We start from the raw sequence: 18,896 nt of genomic DNA, 5'->3' as shown, positions 1-18,896 counted from the left end.
GGAGCCTTCAGCGTCGGCCGGCATGACAGGCGACGCCAAGTAGATGGGAAACCGCGCCAAACGTCACCTCGTGTGCGTTTCAGCCCCGCCGGAGGTGCAAAGCTACTGACATGACTTCACGAGGCTTCTGGTACTCGGATTATGACTGCGGGAGAGGGTGGCGACGGTGAAAGGCGGAACATATCAGAACCTGCGCGTGCCTAACTTCAGCGTGCACATACTGCGGGGGCTGCTTGAGGATGCGGATTTGGATTGGCAAACTGCCCTGGCGAATGCGGAAATAGACCCCGACGCGGTGAACCGCCCGGGAGGTACTATTCCTGCCAGGAAGGAGCTGGCCTTCCAGCTTCAGTTCGTTGGTCTCACAGGAGATCGTGTGGATCTCTGGGTGCGGGCCGCACGTGCCTACTCACTTGGCTCCTTCGGAGTTAGAGGATTGGCCCTCGCTACTGCACCGACCATCGAGGCGTGGGTTGATGTTGCAAGTACCACTGACTATGGCCCTGCCCTGTTCGAGTTAACGTCTCTGAGGACAGCGGATGGCGCGGTAACGGGGATGGAGTTCACCTACCCCGATGCCCCGGAAGAGCTGATCCCCTTCAGCGTTTACCGCGACCTCTGTTTCATTGCCCGAAACTTCACATGGCTCTATGGCAGCCCCTTCCCCTTCACCCGGATTGAATTCCCTCTCCCGGAAGCCTCCCCCGAGCTCTCGAGCAACGTCCCCTGCGGCATTGAATGCGGCGCCGAAACACTGCGGCTATGGTGGGACCCCGCAACGTCTGCACAGGAACTTCCCTTTGGTAACGCCTTTCAGCACGCGGCATGGATCAAGGCGGATACCCAGATTGTCGATACTCTAAGGGCGACCGGAGACTGGGCCGACACTGTCGCCAAGACCATACGGACTGCGCCCGAGCTCAACCGCAAACTGGCAAATGTGGCCGCAACACTTCGGGTTTCCCCCCGCACGCTGCAACGCAAGCTCGAACTTACTGGGGATGACTTCGCCCAACTCCGGGACAAGACCTTGAGTGATCTCGCCGCCGATTTACTCTCGAATACGGATCTTTCGGTAGCGAGGATATCGCGCAGGCTTGGCTATACAGAGCCTGCCAGCTTCACCATCGCCTTTAAGCGGTGGAAGGGGATGCCACCGACGGCCTACCGGGAAGCTTCCCAGTACAAGAGCAAGGTCAGCTCCGGGGCCTAGGCCTGCTCCCACCGGTCTCTTGAACGCTCCTGATCCTCACGTGACCCGCGACACACCTTGGCGTACATTCCCATGTGGACGGCGTTGATTGCCGTGCCGGGTCGGGGCCGGCCCACCTTACCGTTGAAGCCTACGCAGGCCCGGCAAAGAAGCAGGGTTCTCTGCGGTCAGGAACGACTCCAGCGACTGCTGGTTACATACAAGGTGATCAAAGATGACACAAACAACATTGGTCGAGTCCCGCACTGGCCAAAGCACAGCAATAATTGCCCTACTCCTGTTGAGTGGCATAACACTTGACATCCAATACGGAATCCTCGCCCCGCTCATTGGCGTGATTGCGACCGAGTCAGGCCTAACGGGTTCGGAAATCGGGTGGGTCCTTAACGCGATGATGATTGGCAGTGTGATTTCTGTCAGCCTGACCGCCCGTATGGGAGACATTTTCGGGCATCGCAGAGTTCTCCTCGCGCTGATCGTCTTGGCACTGGTGGGATGCGCACTCGGTGCGACCGCCAATGGTTTCTGGCCTCTGGTCGCGGGCCGATTCCTCATGGGCCTCGCTACCACGATTCCACTCAGCTGGGGGCTTCTGCGCCCGCGGGGTACCGCCCGGCAAATCCGACAGGTCTCGCTGGTGCTCTCAACAGTCATGGCAGTCTTTGGACCGCTGGCACTTAGTGCTGGCGGACTCATCGTTGGATTGGGATTGCCCTGGCAGACCGTCTTCTGGCTGACCTTCGCTTTGTACGCGGTGATGCTGGTCCTCGCCCTGATCTCACCCGAGACGCCCGTCGCCGCCCGCGCCGTGGCGCAGTTGGACTGGTTCGGTGCGCTGGGGCTCGGCGTGTGGGTCACCGCACTCCTGATCGGAATTGCTGAAGGTCCCGGGCAGGGCTGGACCTCGCCTCTGGTCTTGGGTGCCTTCATCGTGTGCGCAGTCACACTGGCTGCCTGGATCATTCAGCAGCGACGCGCTCAGGAGCCTTTAGTGTCATTCCGCAACATGGATATCCGTCAGGCGGTCATCGGCTACTCCGGAATCCTCCTGATCAGCCTGGTTGGCCAAGGCATCTTTATCGTGCTGCCGGCGTTGCTGCAGACCCCGGCTTCTTCCGGATATGGTCACGGCCTCTCTGCCCTGGAGTCCACGTATGCCTACTTGGCGATGATTCCGGGGGCGGCACTGGGATACCTTTGGACCCGATGGGGCCTTCGGCGTCTGGGACCGAGAATCGTCCTGGTAGTTTCTGGCGGCGCTGGCATCTTCGTCTTCCTCGGACTCGCGTTGGTGCACGATCAAGTGTGGTTGTCGTGGATGTGGGTGTTCCTGTACACCCTCACGATCGTCAGCTGCCTGACCACCGGGTACACTCTCGTTGCCGCGGCTGGCCGCCAGGACAATATGGCGACGACCATTGGCATGCAAACAATCATCCAGTTCGTCGGAGCGATGATAGCCGTTGCAATTATTTTGAACGTGCTGGTGCCCGGCCCCGACGGATTCATCCCTGAGGCAACGTTTGCCGGCATCTATATCGCGTCGGCCGTGATTATCGCTTTCTTCGTGATCGTCTGGGCGGTGCTGGCACCCAAGCGCATCACCGATCTGCATGCAGTCGACACAGAGACCGACCCCACGAAGGTCCATGCTGTTAGCCACTAAGAGCCTGATCAGCAAAGCCAACGGATATGAGGTCTGGATGACCTACAAGTGGGAAACCGCGAAACGCGAGGAGAAAAATGCGAACAATGAAGTCGCGAATCATGGTGACTGCAGGCTCGACGGCGGTGCTGCTGGCCCTGGCTGGTTGCGCGCAAAGCCCGAGCAGCCAAGGCCCCGCTGACACTGTCGCAATCGATGTCGGCAACAATATGAAGGTCAACCTGAAGACAAGCCCCAACCTCAAGGTCGCCGTTTTTATCCCGGGCGTTGCCAATGCCTACGGCCAGGCGCAGGAGCTTGCCGCAAAGGAGACGGCCAAGCAGCTCGGCATGGACATGACATTGTTCGACGGGGGCTATAACCCGAGCCAGCAACTCAATCAAATGCAGACCGCGCTCGTATCCGGGGGCTATGACGCTGCCGTCGTGCAGGCCCTCGACGGCACAGTAGTCTGCAAAACCCTCACCGAGGATTACCCCAAGGCCAACATTCTTGTGGTGAACAACGTCACCCCATTGTGCGACTACGGCACAAATCAGACCGGCAAGTCAGTCGAGGAGGTCTGGGCGCCGGGAACGATGAACTTTGTAGGCAGCAACAACACCCGCGCTTACATCGACGGCTGGTTCTCCGCGGCAGCAAAAGCAAACCCCGGAAAGCAGAACGTTGTTGCTGTACTAGGTCCTGCTGTCGCCGCCCAAACACGGGTGATTGAGGTTGCCTTGGCGAAGTTCGCGCAGGACAACCCCGAGTACACGGTGGATAAGATCTACACCGATTACACGACTACCGGCACGTTCAATGAGACCCAAACCTACCTGCAAGGCCACGCGGACACCAGCCTCATCCTCTCCATGTACACGCCAGACATCTCACAGGGCATCGTCAAGGCCGTGGAGGACGCAGGCCTTCTTGGAAAGGTCCACATTGTTGACCAGGGATTCGGCGAATTTTCAATCAAACAGATTGAAGCAGGAAATATCCAGTTCTCAACGCTGTTCTTCCCCTACAACGGGATAAAGGTATCCCTGGAGGCCATCGCTGCGGCTCAACACGGAGATGCCGGACCTCGTTTTGTGGATGACTCGGTCATCGGCACTGCGAAGAGTCCTTTCACTGTCACGAATGGCACGATCTCCCAGCTTCCCGCCGAACTACGCTAGCCGCGCAGATCGCCTGGAGGACCGCTGCGGCGGCTTACACCGTAACGCCAGCCGCCCCAATCAAGATCGCGAAGCAATGAAGCTCCGTGACACATCACATTCACCCCGGCCGCCTAAGGCGCGGGCACCAGGTAATCAGGAGAATTATGCGTACAACGAAGTCGCTGGTCATGTTGGCTGCTGGATCTACGGCAGTGCTGCTGGCTTTGGCCGGTTGTGCCGGGAACGACGCCGGTAAACCGGGCAGTCAGGGCCCGGCCGGCACGGTCGCAATCGATGTCGGCAATGACATGACAGTCAACTTGAAGACCGGCAAGGGCCTTAAGGTCGCCGTTTTTATCCCGGGTGTTGCCAATGAGTTCGGGCTGGAGCAGGAGAGGGCAGCGAACGTGACTGCCAAGGAACTTGGCATGGACATGACCTTGTTCGACGCAGGCTATGACCCGAACAAGCAGCTCAACCAAATGCAGACTGCGATGACTTCCGGCAACTTCGATGCAGCAGTGGTAATGGCCCTCGACGGCGTGATGTCCTGCAAGCTCCTCACCCATGACTTCGCAAAGGCGAATATCCTTACGTCGATTTCGGGCTCACCCCTGTGCGACGACGGCAAAAACCAGGCCGGCAAGTCCGTTGACGACGTCTGGGCGCCGGGGACGTTGAACTTCGTGGGCAGCAACACCACCCGCGACTATGTCGACGGCTGGTTGGCGGCAGCAGCAAAGGCAAACCCCGGCAAGCAGAAGATCGTTGCTGTTCTTGGCCCCGCGGTCAACACCCAGACACGCGTCACAGAAGCAGCACTGGCAAAGCTCACGGCCGACAACCCCGACTATTCCGTTGAGACGATTTACACGGACTGGACGACGACCGACGCCTACAACAAGACCCAGACCTACCTGCAGGGCCATCCTGACACCACCCTCATCATGTCCGCGTCCTCGCCCGACCTCACACAGGGCGTCGTCCAGGCCGAAAAAGACGCGGGCCTGTCGGAGAAGGTGCACGTCGTGGACATCGGCTTCGGCAAGTTCCAGATCCAACAATTGGAGGCCGGTACGGTACAGCTCTCCACAATGCTGTTCCCTTTCAACCAAATGAAGGCAAACCTCAACTCCATTGCCGCTGCGCAACGCGGGGACGCCGGCACACGCTTTGTGGATGACTCGGTCGTTGGCACTGCAAAGAATCCCTTCGTAGTCACAAAGGAAACGATTTCACAACTGCCCGCCGAGCTACGCTAGCGCGGCAGCTCACCAGCCTGGGGCTGGGCGTCGTTCGCTCGAACGCTGCCCAGCCCAACATAGAAAGTAGAACTGGCAATGGAGCCTTCGAAATCGGACCCGGTTATCGCCGTCGCACTAAAAGCGGTGTCGAAGACCTACGGTGCCACACGCGCATTAATCGATGTGGACGTTGAGATCCATGAAGGAACGGTACATGCACTGATCGGCGAGAACGGAGCGGGCAAGTCCACGGCGTTGGGCGCTATCGCCGGTCGCGTCGACTATGACGGGGGTGTCGTCGAAGTCTTCGGTGAACAAGTTGAACCGGGGAACCTTCGCGCTGCACGCCGGAGCGGTGTCTCGGCCATCTATCAGGAACTGACGATCATCCCGCATCTGGATGCAGCAGCGAACGTTTTTCTCGGGTCCGTCCTGTCCCGGTTCGGAGTTCTCTCCGCCGCTGAGATGCGACGCAAATACGTCCAGCTGTGTGCCCAGCTGGAGGTCCAGGTCGTTCCGGCTGGCGTGCCCGTCGGCACCCTGTCAGTGGCTGAGCAGCAATTGCTTGAGATCATGCGGTCGCTGGTGGTGGATCCTCGCGTCATCCTCTTCGATGAGCCGAGCGCATCCCTGGCCGTGGAGGAGCGGGAAGCCCTGTATAGAGCGATCGAAGGATTGCGTAAGCGCGGCGTCACCATCGTGATTGTCAGTCACAACTTCGATGAAATCGAACGACTGGCCGACAGAGTCACGGTATTCCGGAATGGCCGGGCCATCGTCACGAGCGGGCGGGGAGAGAGTTCGCGCGCCGAACTCGTGCGCGCGATGCTTGGCGAGCAGCGAGGTGACCAAACCCTTGGCCGGGTGCTGATGGACAAGCCGGCCGGTATCCACCAGAAATCGATTGACCCGTCTCTTGCGCCGGTCCTTGAAGTGGTCGGCCTTACTGTGCCGGGGGTCATCGAGAACATCGACCTGGAAGTGAAGCCAGGCGAAATACTCGGCATTGCCGGTCTGGTAGGTTCGGGCCGCTCGACGTTGCTGAGGGCGATTGCCGGCGCGGAATCGACTGCCCGGGGAAGCATCCGCTTGTCGGGGGCCCAGTCCCCCTGGCCGCGAACAGTTCGCGCGGCCCGCAAGCTGGGAATCGGTCTGATCCCGGAAGACCGTAAGGGCCAGGGCCTGGTTATGCCCCGAAATGCCGCGGACAACATTGCCCTGTCCAATCTTGGCGCAGCCTCATCAGGCGGCGTAATTGGGCGAAGGAAACTGCGTGCCATGGTTGCCGAGGCTGCCTCGAAGCTGAACTTCCCGATAGCCCGGCTGGGTGAACGGAGCGACCGGTTTTCCGGCGGCAACCAACAGAAGCTCTTGATGGCACGGTGGTTGTACGACCGCCCGAAAGTGCTCCTCGCTGACGAGCCCACACGCGGTATAGACATCGGCGCCAAGGGCGAGTTGCTTGAGAGCCTGCGCAAAATGGCGGACGACGGCGTCGGCGTCATCGTGGTCTCATCCGAACTCGAGGAAGTGCTGGCCGTTTCTGACCGTGTACTCGTCGTAGCCAAGGGCCACAGCATGGGCCTGCTGGAGCGAAACGGCGATCAAGAGATCGCCATGGAAGACGTACTGAAAGCTGCTTTCGGATTGAAGGAGAACGCATGAGCGCCACCATCGACAGGGACACCACCCCGGATAACACCGTTGCTCCCCCTGTCACAAGAAAGAGAAGAGTCAATCTACGGGAGAGAGCAGCGAGCCTCGGGATGGTCTGGGTGCTCATCATCCTCGTGATGACGGCGATCAGCCTCAATCCTCGCTTCCTCAACCCAGGAAACCTCGTCAACATCCTCACCCAAAATGCACCTGTCGGCATTATCGCCGTAGGGATGACGTTCATTATTATCGCCGGAGGTTTCGACCTTTCGGTCGCCGCCGTACTGGCCATCGGCGGAGTGTCTTACGCAACGCTGTCCCACATGATGCCTGCGGGTCTGGCGATACTCATCACGCTGGTGATCGGATTCCTTCTCGGCCTGATCAATGCCCTCCTCATCACAAAAGCGAAAGTGAACGCGTTCATCGCTACTCTCGCGACAGCCTCATTGTTCAGCGGCCTGACCTTGCTGTTCACGAACTCCAAACCGGTTCCCATGGCCGCAGGCGGCTACGACTTCCTCTCGGACAAGGACTTCCTTGGGGCGCCGCTCTCCGTCTGGCTGCTTGCCGTCCTCGTAGCGGCAGGATGGTTCGCACTTTCCAGAACCGTGTACGGCCGGGGCATCTACGCGATCGGCGGCAACAACGAAGCCGCAAGGTTGGCCGGACTGCCCGTGGTGTCCCTCCGGGCAAGTACCTACGTGCTGACAGCGATGCTGGCAACCCTCGCGGGAATCGTCCTGGGGTCGGTCATCGGCGTCGGACAGCCAGGCGTGGCCGTTGGAGTCACGCTTAACTCGATCGCGATCGTCATCATCGGCGGAACTTCATTGCTCGGCGGAGAAGGCGCCATGTGGCGAACACTCGTCGGCATCCTGATCTTTGGGACTATCAACAACGTCTTTGACATCCTGGCATTTCCGCAGGCAACACAAGAGGTGGCCCTTGGTGTGATCGTGCTCGCCGCCGTCTCGCTGGACGCCTACACACGGTCTCGGAAGCGGTCAGGAGAAGCCTGAGCTGTCTCATATCCGGCGTCCGTAACACGTGCTCACACATCAACCATCAGGGAAGGAAGATGACATGTCACGATTGGTCGGCAAGGTCGCCATCATCACGGGCGCAGCCAGCGGAATGGGCCTCTCCGCCCTCAAGCTCTTCGTAGCCGAGGGGGCGCGGGTAGCGGCCACGGACATCTCCGCAGAGGCACTGCGACAGGCAGTCGGGGAAGTCACCGAAAACGGAGGCGAGGCAATTGCACGCACGCACGATGTTTCCTCCGCTGAGGACTGGAAGCGTGTAGTCGAGGACGTACTCGCCGAGTGGGGCACGATCGACATCCTGATCAACAACGCCGGAATTGCCATGGCGAAGGGTGTTCTCGAAGCCGAGCTTGACGACTGGAATAGGGTGATGGCCATCAATGTCACCGGACCTTGGCTGGGAATGAAGAGCGTCATTCCCGCCATGCAGGCCGCGGGCGCCGGTTCCATCGTGAACGTGTCATCGATCGCTGGCATTGTGGGTGGCGCCTCGGATGGCGGCAGTGCAGCCTACTCCGCTTCGAAGGGGGCAGTCCGTTCCCTGACAAAACACACTGCCCAGTGGTTTGCAAAGGACAACATCCGGGTGAATTCAGTGCATCCCGGTCCGGTCGACACCGGCCTGACCCGTGGCTACGGGCTCACCAGGGAATCGCTGGCCAACCCTGAAACCGTTCCTTTGCCGCCCCACGCGGGGGAAGCATCCGACATCGCGTATGGCATGCTCTACCTCGCATCGGATGAGGCCAAGTTCATCACCGGAACGGAACTCGTCATCGACGGCGGGTTCACCTCTCACTGAAAGGATCACAATGACGCACTCCCCGGACACCGAACCACGCGTGCCTGGTAACAATGGCCAGACCCCGGATGCTGATTACCGGCAGGAAAACGACTACCAGGATGACCTCACAATCTCCGGCAAGGATGCTTCTGCCTATGTCCTCGCCGATGACACCAAGCCGATCTATTCGCTGGGTCCAGATTCCGAGCGACAGCCAGGCACCCCTCAAGGCACGCTGACAAAGGGACATCACACAGGGCGAAGCGTTTACCCTGGCGTGGAACGGAGCTACTACCTCTACGTCCCTGCTCAATACACGCCAGACAAGCCCGCCGCCCTTGCCATTTTTCAGGATGCCAATCTGTATCTGGCACCGAAGGCCAGCGCGGATATCGTCCTGGACAACCTCATCAACAAGGGCGAGATCCCGGTTACGGTGGCCATATTCATTGAAGCAGGCGAGCAAGGCCCGGGATATCCCCACTTTGGTGGAACGGACAACCGCAGCATCGAGTACGACTCCGTCAACGGCGACTATGCCAGATTCCTCACGGACGAATTCCTTCCGGATGCCATAGGGCATCTCAATGTCTCCACAGTTCCCCGGGATCGAGTGCTTGTAGGCATCAGCTCGGGCGGCAATTGTGCGTTCACCGCAGCATGGGCACGTCCTGACGTCTTCGGCAACGTCATCTCCCATTGCGGCAGCTTCATCAATATCCGGGGCGGCCACAATCACCCCTCGGCAATCCGGCAGAACCCACGAAAACCAATCCGGGTCTGGCTACAAACTGGAGCCCGGGATCTTGACGTCATTTTCGGCAGTATTCCGATCGCCAACCACGACATGTTCGCAGCCCTTGAGTATCGACGCTACGATGCCAAATTCGTGTATGGCGAGGGCGGACACTCGCTCCTGCACGGTGGCGCAGTCCTCCCGGAGACGCTGAGGTGGATTTTTCGCGATCATCCCGACACCGCGGGCGCGCAATAGCCGGAACCTGGGCGAACTGGGCCGGAACAGGACTGTCGGCAACCCCAATCTGCGCACAGAAAGAAGAGATCATGACCAGACAAATGATTGTCGGCATGCATCTGGGCAACGGATACGGCAACCTGCCTGGGGCCTGGCGCGCCCCGGCAGTAGACCCCAGGAACTATACGAGTTTTGACGCGAAGGTTCGCCATGCCCAGGCGGCCGAGCGCGGGAAGCTCCAGTTCCTGTTCCTACCGGATGGCCCCACTCACGTCGGCGATATCGAGAACGAGCCGCCCCACTTCAATCTCGACGTCATGGTGACGTTGGCAGCTGTCGCGCGCGAAACGAGCCGGATTGGCCTCGTCGCCACCGGCTCGACGACGTTCAACGAGCCGTTCAACCTCGCCCGACAGTTCAAGGCGCTGGATGTCATGAGTCATGGGCGGACGGGTTGGAATGCCGTCACCTCGAGCGGACAAGATGTCGCGGCAAATTATGGCCAACGACTTCCATCCAGCCAGGAACGCTACGGGAGAGCGCATGAGACGATCCAGCTAGTACAGTCTCTTTGGGGCAGCTGGGGAAAGACAGCGTGGATGCACGATAAGGCAACGGGCCGCTTCGCGGACGCCGACCAGATCGCACCCATCAATATGGGTGGCAATTTCGTCGCCTCGCGTGGTCCGCTGTATATCCCTCCATCCGAGCAGGGTCAACCTGTTGTCTTCCACGCGGGAGGCAGTGCGAACGCCCTCGAACTCGCCGGTCGTTACGCCAACGGCGTTATCGGCGCAGCTTTCACCATCAACGATGCGCGTGCGCAGCGCGCCGCGTTTCGCGAAGCGGCCGAACGCGCCGGGCGGGATCCGGACGAACTCAAGTTCTTTGCCGGCCTAATGACGACGATCGCCAAGGACAAGCGCGAAGGTCTTGATCGCCGAATTACGCTGAGTGGGCGAATCTTTCCTCAGCGCGCGTCCTATCTTGGACAAATGCTCGGCCTGGGCCTCGATCCGGCACAGCTCGACGAGCCACTATCGCAGGAGCAGCTGTCCAAGGCGCGGCCATCAGCGGGCGACCCTCGCTCGGCTAATGCACTCAGGATCGCGAGTGAAGGCTGGACGGTCCGCGATGTGCTCGCGCACGGTGTGATCGACTATCACCCCGTCGTCGTCGGACCGGCCGCCGGAGCCGCTGACCACATGCAGGAATGGTTCGAAGCAGAAGCTGTGGACGGCTTCTGGGTGTCGCCGGATATATACGAGGACGGGATTGACGCTTTCGTAGATGGCGTGGTGCCAATCCTCCAGGATCGCGGGCTCTTCCATCGGGAATATGAGGGCACAACCCTGCGCGAACATCTGGGCGCTCCGACCCAATATGGAGTCGATCCGCGCGTCACGAAGTGACGTGAATCAAACGTGACCTGGCTCGGGATAGCGGGCGACATCGGCTAATACGGCAACACCATCCACCAATACGGCCTGTTCTGGTAGAAGGAAGACGGCGACCCGCTGGACTAGTCTGCGGCCGGGTCGGCATTCGTCAATGGTCCCCCTCGCCGCTGGCGGCTTCCGCGACTTTCGCGGTGTCGACGAACTGCTCGAAGCGCACGATGAGACCCCCGCGGACGATGAAGTGATGGGCTACCCGGACATTGAGCTTCCGCTCCGTTTTACGGTGCGTTGCTGTGTATCGTGCGAGGACGACGACGTTCTCACCATCGACGACGTAGTTGTCATCGTGAGCAGTCCAACCGTCCCAGTCGCGCCCGAGTACTTCCATGACGTTGGACGTGACGCCCTGCGGTGTGCGATAGGTTCCCGCAAGGGGAAACCCCGCCATTTCAGTCCATTCGACGTCGGGCGCCATCGTGGCACGAAGCGCCTCAAGGTCACCGGCGGCTGAGGCAATGTACTGCCGGCGGACAACATCACGAGGGGCTGTGGACGTCCTTGGGTCCATCGTCTCGTTCAGCCCCATGTCATCTCACCTTTTGCCACCTTGGGTCCAATTTGTGCCGCGATCAGCATTCCCGATTCCGGATAGCTTTCCACGAGCGCGGCTGTTGCCGAAGCACCATCGGGGGAATGTTCGAGAATGCGCTCGAAGTCCTGCAGATACTTGCGGGTGTAGCCTATGCCGCTCGCATCGTTTGCGGTCCCAGGGAGCCGGTGTCCGGCGACGACCAACTGAGGCTCCAGCGATTGCATCTCATCGAGCATGTCGATCCAGGCAGCCCGCTGTTCCGGCGTCGCGGTATCGGCGGTCCAGACATGTTCTTGCTGGAACACCAGGACCCCACCAACGACGGCCTGGTAATCGGCGTTCCACAGATAATGCCGGTCCGGCAGCAGGGTCGAACCTCCCCTGACGTCGAATCTGTAACCATCCAGCTCAAGGAAATCACCGACGAGCGGGGTGATCGGGACCAATCGCGTTGGCAGGTTCGCTCCCAGCGTGGCCCACGCCTTGAGCTTGCCTTCGAAGGAGTCGCGGATGTGCTCGATCACGATCGGCGTGGCGACGATGGCCGCGTCGGGAAACGCATCAGCGATAGCTTCAAGGCCGAAATAGAAATCCGGGTCGGCGTGGCTTACCAAGACCGTGGCCAGGTCCTTCCCGGAGTCGAGGATGGCGGCCACCAACCGGTGTCCGTCTGCCCGGGTGAAGCCGGCATCAACGAGCAGCGCTCCTGTGGGACCTGTCACCAGAGTGGCTGACTTATTGGGTGAACCGGCGGGAAAGTCCAGATCGAAGACTTCGAAGTTAAGCGACATGGTGGTGCTCCTTCTCGTGTACAGCAGGGAACGTCCGGACAGGCGTTTTCTTCATCGCCTGCAGCCATCAACAAAGCTGACTAGTCAGCTATTCCCCTCCCGCGCACGGACAGGTGATCACGGCATGGTCGGCAGTTCTTTCGCGGCGTTCTTGCTCAGTGTTCGGATAGCTGTCGCAAAGACCTCGGCTTGATCAACAGTCAAGGGGTCGATGACATAGCGTTCTACGTTTCGGGCATGAATGGCAGCCGCCCGAAGGAGGACTTGCTCTCCGTGAGGGGTGAGGTGGATCAGCTGGACGCGACGATCATCCGTGGAATCTCTGCGCTCGATCAAACCCTGCGCCGATGCACGCTGAACCAGCCGGGTAGCACCACCCGAGGTCAGCACCCTGGCTTGCGCAATATCGCGCACAGGCATTCCCTTGTCACCAGCACGGCCCACTAAGAGAAGGAGTTCGAACAGTGAGTGACTGAGCCCCACCTCCTGCTCCAAAGATCGACCAAGCAAATACTCCAGCCGGTTAGCAGCACCAAGCAAACGCCCGAAAACCAGGATACGAGGATCATTGGCGGCCTCTTGAGCAGTCTTAAGTTCTCCCTGTACTTCCACCCTCCAACACTAAACGTGGGGTACGGCTAGACATACCAGCAACTTGCTGGGGCCATTGAGATTACTCTTCCGCGGCTTGCCCCGGCTCCCAGTCGCCGTCGCCTCCCGACGTTCTGGGCCGCAACAACAGGGCCCTCAGTTCCTCAAGAAGTTCCAGTTGTTGGCTGTTGATTGCCATCAGCCGATCGATCTCGGTTTTTGCCTGCACGTCCGTTTCATAGTCATGCAAGGCCATAGCTGCTGCGATGGCGTCTTGCCGCTTTGCAGCTATCAGCAATATTGCGCCCTGAAGCCCAGCCAGCATGGACAGGAAGAGGTTCAGAAGGATGAATGGATATGGATCCCACGCATGTGACGTAAAAACAAACGAGTTGATAGCAGCCCAAGCAGCCATAAATGCAAGGAACAGCGATACGAAGATCCAACTACCCATGCCATTCCGAAGGATATCCGCTGCGCGCTCGCCCCGGCTCAAACCTGCTTTATGCTGCCTATGCCAGGTAGCCGGTCTCTCACTCATGAACCCAGCGTAGGGTCTGCTGCCCTGCATTCGGACATTCGGCACGAGGAGATCGAGATCCTTTAGGAATCCGGCTCCGTCCATACCCAGTCGCGGATTTCAGGGAGGTCCTCGAAGTGTTCGCGTATATGTGCAGCGTGGGCGTCGAGCTGGTTGCGGCAGTGTTCCAGGAGTTCTTCTGCACCCGCGAAATGTCCGCGGGAACGGCGAAGTGATTCCATGACGACGTGATAGCGGCTGACTTTGTTCAGGACCACCATGTCAAACGGTGTGGTCGTAGTACCTTGCTCGTTGTATCCGCGGACGTGGAACCTCTCAGGCAGCGGGCGACCATGCAGGAGCTGATGGAGGGCCCGTGCATACCCGTGCCATGCCATCACCACATCCACGTCACCAGTAAAGATCTCTTCAAATTTCTCACTGGAAAGCCCATGCGGATGCGTGTCCGGAGGCGGTAGGACCATGGCGTCCATGACGTTGACCACCCTGACAGTCAGATCGGGAACATGGCGCCGGAGCAGCCATGCCGCTGCCAGGGTCTCCTGGGTCGGAACATCCCCCGCACAGGCCAGGATGATGTCGGGTTTCGCAACGTCCTTCGAAGACCCCAGGGACACTTCGTTCCCCGCCCAGTCCCATACGGATGCACCGACGGCGGCGTGCTTCCTGGCCTCGTCGAGGGTCAAATACTGCGGGTGGTCCTGCTTGTCGATGACAGCAAGGTTCACATAGTTCTTGCTTTTGAGCATGTGTTCCGCTGTGACCAGCAGGGTGTTGGCATCCGGTGGAAGGTAGACCCGTATGACAGTGCCGGACAGTGACAAAACCGTGTCGATGAGTCCCGGACCCTGATGGCTGAAACCGTTGTGGTCGTTCCGCCAGCAGGTAGAGGTCAGGAGGATATTCAGGCTCGGCACAGGCCGTCGCCACTCCAGGTCCCGCGAATGTTGGAGCCATTTGGCGTGCTGGACTGTCATGGACGCACTCACCATTGCAAACGCCTCGTAGCTCGCGAACAAGCCGTACCTGCCAGTAAGGACATATCCTTCCAGCCAACCTTGGCAGAGATGTTCGGAGAGGACTTCCATGACGCGTCCATTAGCGGAAACATGGTCGCCGCCACGTGGGGCAGCCACACTGGCATCCGGCTCCAGAAGGCAACGGTCTGTGGCTTCAAAGACGGCACCGAGCCTGTTGCTGTTGGTTTCGTCGGGGCAGAAAAGCCGGAATCTGGGATCCTCGGCAGTGTCAATATAGATGTCCCGGAGCATCTCCCCCAGCGGCTTTGTGCTTTGGTACATTTTTTGGCCTCGGGGCAGGGTCTCCACAGCGTACTTTTGGATGGGCGGAACCACGAGATCCGTGCCACCCACGCCGCGGCTGGCCGGCAGCGCGCCCATGCGCAGATCGCCGTCGGGAGCCAGCGCCGACAGTTCGGCGACAAGCCGGCCATCGGCGTCGAACAGTTCCTCCGGCCGGTAGGAGCGCATCCAGGTTTCCAGTTGCGCCAGGTGCTCCGGCTTTTCCCGCACTCCGGCAAGAGGGACCTGATGTGAACGGAAAGTACCTTCGACGGGGACCCCATCAACGGTGGCCGGCCCCGTCCAGCCTTTGGGTGTCCGCAGGATAATGGCTGGCCATCGGGCCGGCCCCGTAACGCCTTCCTGGCGGGCATGTGACTGTATCGCCCGGATGGCTGCATAGGCCGAGTCCATGGCTGATGCCAATGCTGGATGGACAAGGTCAGGATCATCCCCGTCGACGATCACAGGCTCCCAGCCATGCGCTTCGAGCAACGACGCCACCTCCAGGTTCGAGCGCCGTCCCAAGACAGTAGGCCCCGAGATCTTGTAGCCGTTGAGGTGGAGAATCGGAAGCACAGCGCCGTCGCTCAGCGGGTTAAGAAACGACGGCGCCTTCCAGGAACCCTCCAATGGCCCGGTTTCTGCCTCCCCGTCCCCCACCACACACGCAACGATCAGGCCGGGGTTGTCCATTGCCGCACCTGTGGCATGCATCAGCGAATACCCCAATTCACCGCCTTCGTGAATGGAACCTGGCGTGGCCGGTCCGACATGGCTCGCGATCCCGCCCGGCGTCGAAAACTGCCTGACAAGTCGTCTCAGCCCTGCAAGATCCCTGCCAACAGCGGGATAGACCTCGGAATAGCTGCCTTCGAGATATGTGTTGGCGACGACGGCGGGGCCTCCGTGACCGGGGCCCGTCACCAAGAGGACTTCCGCACTCGTGCGACGGATGAGGCGATTCAGGTGGGCGTAAATGAGAGACAACCCGGGACTGGTCCCCCAATGGCCCAGAAGTCTGGGCTTGATGTGCTGGGCTTCCAATGGCTCGCGGAGCAGCGGATTTTCCTGGAGATAGATCTGTGCAACAGTCAGGTAGTTCGCCGCTGCCCAGTACTTGTTGAGCAGTTCGAAGTCTTCGCTTTCCGACCCCGAACCTGGGTGGCTGTCTTGAGTGCGTTGCGTCATGCCGCGTTCCTTCCTAACTATGTCCACCGAGGAGTGATGCAGTTGCTTCAGCTATCGCCCGTTCCTCGTCGCTGGGCACCACCAGCACAGGAAATGACGAGTCATCGGAGCTGACTCCACGGATGCCTTCCACTGGGGCCGAATTCCTGTCCTCCGCGATGCGCAGTCCCAAGGGGGCCAGCCATGAGAGGACCCGCGACCTGAACACATCGGAGTTCTCGCCCACCCCACCTGTGAACACCAACGCGTCGGGCTTTTGAACCACCATGGAGTACGCCGCTACGTACTTGGCCAAACGATAGGCAGCCGTTTCGAGGGCGAGAATGGCCTTGGGTTCTCCCCTCGTTGCAGCCGCGCAGACCTCACGCATGTCCGCGGTCCCGGCCAATGCCCGGAGGCCTGATCTGTGGTTGAGCACCTCATCGACGTCGTCGGCCGACGCTCCCGCACGTTGCATCAACAGGATGATGGAAGGGTCCAGATCACCGGAGCGGGTTCCCATGACGAGTCCCTCCAGCGGTGTCATTCCCATGGAGGTGTCAACGCTCTGACCTCCCCTCACGGCAGTGACTGAGGCCCCGTTTCCGATATGCGCCACAATCGCATTCAACGAGGAACCGTTCACCCCGAGGTAGGACGCAGTGTCACGGCAGGCCATCCCCACGGATATACCATGAAATCCGAAGCGCCTGATGGGGTGTTCCACATAGCTGTCTTCCGGAACGGCATAGCGGGCGGCGAACTCCGGTATGGACCGGTGGAAAGCGGTGTCGAAGACGGCCACCTGTGGAACGCCCGGCCAACGCTCTTGCGCAGTGTTCATGCACGCGGCGCTGGCAGGATTGTGAAGCGGCGCCAGCGGGCTGAGCCCTTCAATAACCCCTACAACGTCTGGCGTGACAAGTGCAGGGGTGCTGAAGCGGTCGCCGCCGTGGACCACACGATGCCCGACTGAATCCGGAGTACCTGAATCCAGGCTGTTGGCCACAGCCGTAACGATTTCGTCAAAAACGCCGTGGAGGCGGGCGACATCGAAACGGTGATCCGGCGGCCAGTTGACTTGTCCGGAAGCCAGGATGCTGTTGTTTCCGGTCGGGACCGTGGTGTCTCTCAGGTGGTACTTCAGTGACGACGAGCCGGGGTTCAGCACAAGAACGTGCACCTCATGTCCTTCCCGTCGGTCTTCGGTGAAAGGTCAAGCACTCTCTGCTGAGGACCCTAACGCACTCTGCCGATCAGCGGGAGGGGCTTCGGACCCTTGCCACGACGGTCCGCCACGCCGATAGTGGAGACGATCACTATCGGAATGAACCGAAGGGACGTCTGTACGTGAAAAAGCAGATTCTGGCGGCCCTTGATGGTTCCAGGGCGGGCAGCCGTGTCGCAGACTGGGCTCTCGCCCGTGCAGATTCCCTCGGTCTGGTACTCAATCTCATCCACGTCGTTCCCCCGGATTGGGCATTCCCACTCCCGGGTGACCGTACCTTGGCGATGGAGCGTGCCAACGACCTCCTCAAGAGCGAAGCAGCGCGACTTGCCGGGGTCTTTCCCTCGATGGAGATCAAATCCACACAATTCTCCGGCGAACCCGCGGAAACGATTGCCTCCCTGTCCTCGGAAGCGGAGATGGTGGTGGTTGGAACGGATCGCGGCCCAGGTACCGAAGGGCAGGGGTACGGCTCGGTCAGTTTCCAGATCGCAGTCACCAGCAAAGCGCCTGTCGCTGTGGTCCCGGACATTACTGCAGGGAAACGTTCTGGAGTGGTGGTCGGAGTAGACGGCTCCCCAGATTCGCTGTGCGCCTTGGACATGGCAGCTACTGAAGCCTCACGCCTAAGGGAGGCGCTGGTGATTGTTCATGCATCAGGTCCAGGGGCCCCGTTTCCCAGGGATGGATCTGGCAAGGATGGGGACGTTATGGGCGACTCTGTCCGGTGGGTCAAAGAACGTTACCCGGCCCTGAACGTCCGGGAGAAGTTGGACTTGGACCACCGTCCAGGGGATGCACTCGTCGCTGCTGCAAAGGAAGCCCAGATCCTGGTGATGGGATGCAGGGGTCGCGGCGGACTGCGCGTGCTGCTGGGATCTGTGGCACAGCATGTTCTCCTGAACGTCCAGTGCCCCACAATCCTGACCCGGCCCGACCCGAACCTGGGGCAAGGCAATTAGCGGATTTCGTCGTCGTTCCGTTTCGAGGAGTCCCCGTCCGGCACATCCTCCGGGGTGACCGAGTCCTGCGCAGCAGCCGACGGGTCCAGGGGCGGCCACCATTTCGACGGCGGCGTGATCACAAAGCGCCGACCACTGATTTCCGTGGGAGTGACCCTGACCAGAATGTCCTTTGCACCTGGCTGCCATGGCGACAACCCTGCATTTACGGCTTCCTGAATTTCCTCGGGGTGGGTTACGAACTCTGGATGACCCTTGATGATGACACTCCACGCGATGGTTCCATAACGATTAAATCCATCAGCCTCCAGGGCAAGCGGTGTCCCTTCACGAAGGGCTTTGTGTTTGGTCCCTTGCCCTGTCCTGAACAGGATCGTCCCGAAATTGGGAATGTAGTTCACCGGAAAGATCTCCGGAACGTTTCCGTTGATGAGTGCAATCCTGCAGGTGGATGTGGACTGAAGATACTTCCAGCAGTCGTGAACGCTGAGCTCTTTGGTGTCCTGGTCCATTGATGTGTTCTCCATGGCGCCGAGCCTAACGCGTCCTTGGGGGCCAGCGTAGAGCCGAAGGTCACGGTGGACAGGTTG

The 18,896-nt window shown here is 60.0% G+C and carries 17 protein-coding genes; 10 read left to right on the top strand and 7 right to left on the bottom strand.

Features of this window, described 5'->3' with window-relative positions:
• Nucleotides 1-166 precede the first annotated feature (166 nt).
• From VUN82_12830 to VUN82_12790, 9 genes are all read left to right on the top strand, one after another.
• Nucleotides 167-1,213, top strand: coding sequence for a helix-turn-helix domain-containing protein (locus VUN82_12830; protein XAS70011.1), 1,047 nt, complete (start codon nt 167-169; stop codon nt 1,211-1,213).
• Between the two features lie 214 nt (nt 1,214-1,427).
• Nucleotides 1,428-2,879 (top strand): MFS transporter, encoded by a 1,452-nt coding sequence (locus tag VUN82_12825; protein XAS70010.1) that lies wholly within the window; start codon nt 1,428-1,430, stop codon nt 2,877-2,879.
• An 86-nt stretch (nt 2,880-2,965) separates the two neighbouring features.
• The gene (locus VUN82_12820; protein ID XAS70009.1) at nt 2,966-4,042 is read left to right on the top strand and encodes a sugar ABC transporter substrate-binding protein; all 1,077 of its coding nucleotides are present in this window, start codon (nt 2,966-2,968) and stop codon (nt 4,040-4,042) included.
• Nucleotides 4,043-4,188: 146 nt separating this feature from the next.
• Entirely contained in the window at nt 4,189-5,286 is a 1,098-nt protein-coding gene (locus VUN82_12815; GenBank protein XAS70008.1) for a sugar ABC transporter substrate-binding protein, read from the top strand.
• Between the two features lie 78 nt (nt 5,287-5,364).
• The gene (locus VUN82_12810) at nt 5,365-6,933 is read left to right on the top strand and encodes a sugar ABC transporter ATP-binding protein (GenBank protein XAS70007.1); all 1,569 of its coding nucleotides are present in this window, start codon (nt 5,365-5,367) and stop codon (nt 6,931-6,933) included.
• Nucleotides 6,930-7,946: an ABC transporter permease gene (locus VUN82_12805; protein XAS70006.1), complete on the top strand. Its 1,017-nt coding sequence runs from the start codon at nt 6,930-6,932 to the stop codon at nt 7,944-7,946. Before VUN82_12810 ends, VUN82_12805 begins: the two co-directional genes overlap by 4 nt.
• Before the next feature lie 64 nt (nt 7,947-8,010).
• Complete coding sequence (locus VUN82_12800; GenBank protein XAS70005.1) at nt 8,011-8,772, top strand: glucose 1-dehydrogenase; 762 nt, start codon at nt 8,011-8,013, stop codon at nt 8,770-8,772.
• 10 nt (nt 8,773-8,782) lie between these two features.
• Complete coding sequence (locus tag VUN82_12795) at nt 8,783-9,748, top strand: alpha/beta hydrolase-fold protein (GenBank protein XAS70004.1); 966 nt, start codon at nt 8,783-8,785, stop codon at nt 9,746-9,748.
• A gap of 71 nt (nt 9,749-9,819) precedes the next feature.
• Nucleotides 9,820-11,142 carry an NtaA/DmoA family FMN-dependent monooxygenase gene (locus tag VUN82_12790; GenBank protein ID XAS70003.1) on the top strand — a complete coding sequence of 441 codons (1,323 nt, stop codon included), beginning with the start codon at nt 9,820-9,822 and terminating at the stop codon, nt 11,140-11,142.
• Nucleotides 11,143-11,278: 136 nt separating this feature from the next.
• Here the strand turns inward: VUN82_12790 and VUN82_12785 are convergent, their stop codons facing one another.
• The 6 genes from VUN82_12785 to VUN82_12760 form a co-directional block, all read right to left on the bottom strand.
• The gene (locus VUN82_12785) at nt 11,279-11,716 is read right to left on the bottom strand and encodes a nuclear transport factor 2 family protein (protein ID XAS70002.1); all 438 of its coding nucleotides are present in this window, start codon (nt 11,714-11,716) and stop codon (nt 11,279-11,281) included.
• Nucleotides 11,707-12,513 carry an MBL fold metallo-hydrolase gene (locus tag VUN82_12780; GenBank protein XAS70001.1) on the bottom strand — a complete coding sequence of 269 codons (807 nt, stop codon included), beginning with the start codon at nt 12,511-12,513 and terminating at the stop codon, nt 11,707-11,709. Before VUN82_12780 ends, VUN82_12785 begins: the two co-directional genes overlap by 10 nt.
• Before the next feature lie 117 nt (nt 12,514-12,630).
• Entirely contained in the window at nt 12,631-13,125 is a 495-nt protein-coding gene (locus VUN82_12775) for a MarR family winged helix-turn-helix transcriptional regulator (protein XAS70000.1), read from the bottom strand.
• Nucleotides 13,126-13,186: 61 nt separating this feature from the next.
• On the bottom strand, nt 13,187-13,645 hold the full coding sequence (locus VUN82_12770; protein XAS69999.1) for a DUF1003 domain-containing protein: 459 nt from the start codon (nt 13,643-13,645) through the stop codon (nt 13,187-13,189).
• 62 nt (nt 13,646-13,707) lie between these two features.
• Nucleotides 13,708-16,137: a phosphoketolase family protein gene (locus VUN82_12765; GenBank protein ID XAS69998.1), complete on the bottom strand. Its 2,430-nt coding sequence runs from the start codon at nt 16,135-16,137 to the stop codon at nt 13,708-13,710.
• Nucleotides 16,138-16,150: 13 nt separating this feature from the next.
• Complete coding sequence (locus tag VUN82_12760; GenBank protein ID XAS69997.1) at nt 16,151-17,299, bottom strand: acetate/propionate family kinase; 1,149 nt, start codon at nt 17,297-17,299, stop codon at nt 16,151-16,153.
• Between the two features lie 167 nt (nt 17,300-17,466).
• On the opposite strand from VUN82_12760, the gene VUN82_12755 reads away from it, so the two are divergent.
• Nucleotides 17,467-18,306 carry a universal stress protein gene (locus VUN82_12755; protein ID XAS69996.1) on the top strand — a complete coding sequence of 280 codons (840 nt, stop codon included), beginning with the start codon at nt 17,467-17,469 and terminating at the stop codon, nt 18,304-18,306.
• Here the strand turns inward: VUN82_12755 and VUN82_12750 are convergent.
• Nucleotides 18,303-18,833 carry a pyridoxamine 5'-phosphate oxidase family protein gene (locus VUN82_12750; GenBank protein XAS69995.1) on the bottom strand — a complete coding sequence of 177 codons (531 nt, stop codon included), beginning with the start codon at nt 18,831-18,833 and terminating at the stop codon, nt 18,303-18,305. The two genes, VUN82_12755 and VUN82_12750, sit on opposite strands and share 4 nt — an antisense overlap.
• Nucleotides 18,834-18,896 lie beyond the last annotated feature (63 nt).

The sequence above is a fragment of the Micrococcaceae bacterium Sec5.1 genome, from assembly GCA_039636795.1.
Lineage (GTDB): Bacteria > Actinomycetota > Actinomycetes > Actinomycetales > Micrococcaceae > Arthrobacter.
The sequence above is the reverse complement of the archived record's forward strand: the minus strand, read 5'-3'. Positions and strand labels throughout refer to the sequence as shown.

Excerpts from the sequence above, each read along its gene's own strand:
- VUN82_12765 (XAS69998.1), bottom strand. The coding sequence starts at position 16,137 with ATGACGCAACGCACTCAAGACAGCCACCCAGGTTCGGGGTCGGAAAGC.
- VUN82_12805 (XAS70006.1), top strand. The coding sequence starts at position 6,930 with ATGAGCGCCACCATCGACAGGGACACCACCCCGGATAACACCGTTGCT.
- VUN82_12750 (XAS69995.1), bottom strand. The coding sequence starts at position 18,833 with ATGGAGAACACATCAATGGACCAGGACACCAAAGAGCTCAGCGTTCAC.
- VUN82_12815 (XAS70008.1), top strand. The coding sequence starts at position 4,189 with ATGCGTACAACGAAGTCGCTGGTCATGTTGGCTGCTGGATCTACGGCA.
- VUN82_12770 (XAS69999.1), bottom strand. The coding sequence starts at position 13,645 with ATGAGTGAGAGACCGGCTACCTGGCATAGGCAGCATAAAGCAGGTTTG.
- VUN82_12810 (XAS70007.1), top strand. The coding sequence starts at position 5,365 with ATGGAGCCTTCGAAATCGGACCCGGTTATCGCCGTCGCACTAAAAGCG.
- VUN82_12825 (XAS70010.1), top strand. The coding sequence starts at position 1,428 with ATGACACAAACAACATTGGTCGAGTCCCGCACTGGCCAAAGCACAGCA.
- VUN82_12795 (XAS70004.1), top strand. The coding sequence starts at position 8,783 with ATGACGCACTCCCCGGACACCGAACCACGCGTGCCTGGTAACAATGGC.
- VUN82_12800 (XAS70005.1), top strand. The coding sequence starts at position 8,011 with ATGTCACGATTGGTCGGCAAGGTCGCCATCATCACGGGCGCAGCCAGC.
- VUN82_12790 (XAS70003.1), top strand. The coding sequence starts at position 9,820 with ATGACCAGACAAATGATTGTCGGCATGCATCTGGGCAACGGATACGGC.
- VUN82_12820 (XAS70009.1), top strand. The coding sequence starts at position 2,966 with ATGAAGTCGCGAATCATGGTGACTGCAGGCTCGACGGCGGTGCTGCTG.
- VUN82_12785 (XAS70002.1), bottom strand. The coding sequence starts at position 11,716 with ATGGGGCTGAACGAGACGATGGACCCAAGGACGTCCACAGCCCCTCGT.
- VUN82_12780 (XAS70001.1), bottom strand. The coding sequence starts at position 12,513 with ATGTCGCTTAACTTCGAAGTCTTCGATCTGGACTTTCCCGCCGGTTCA.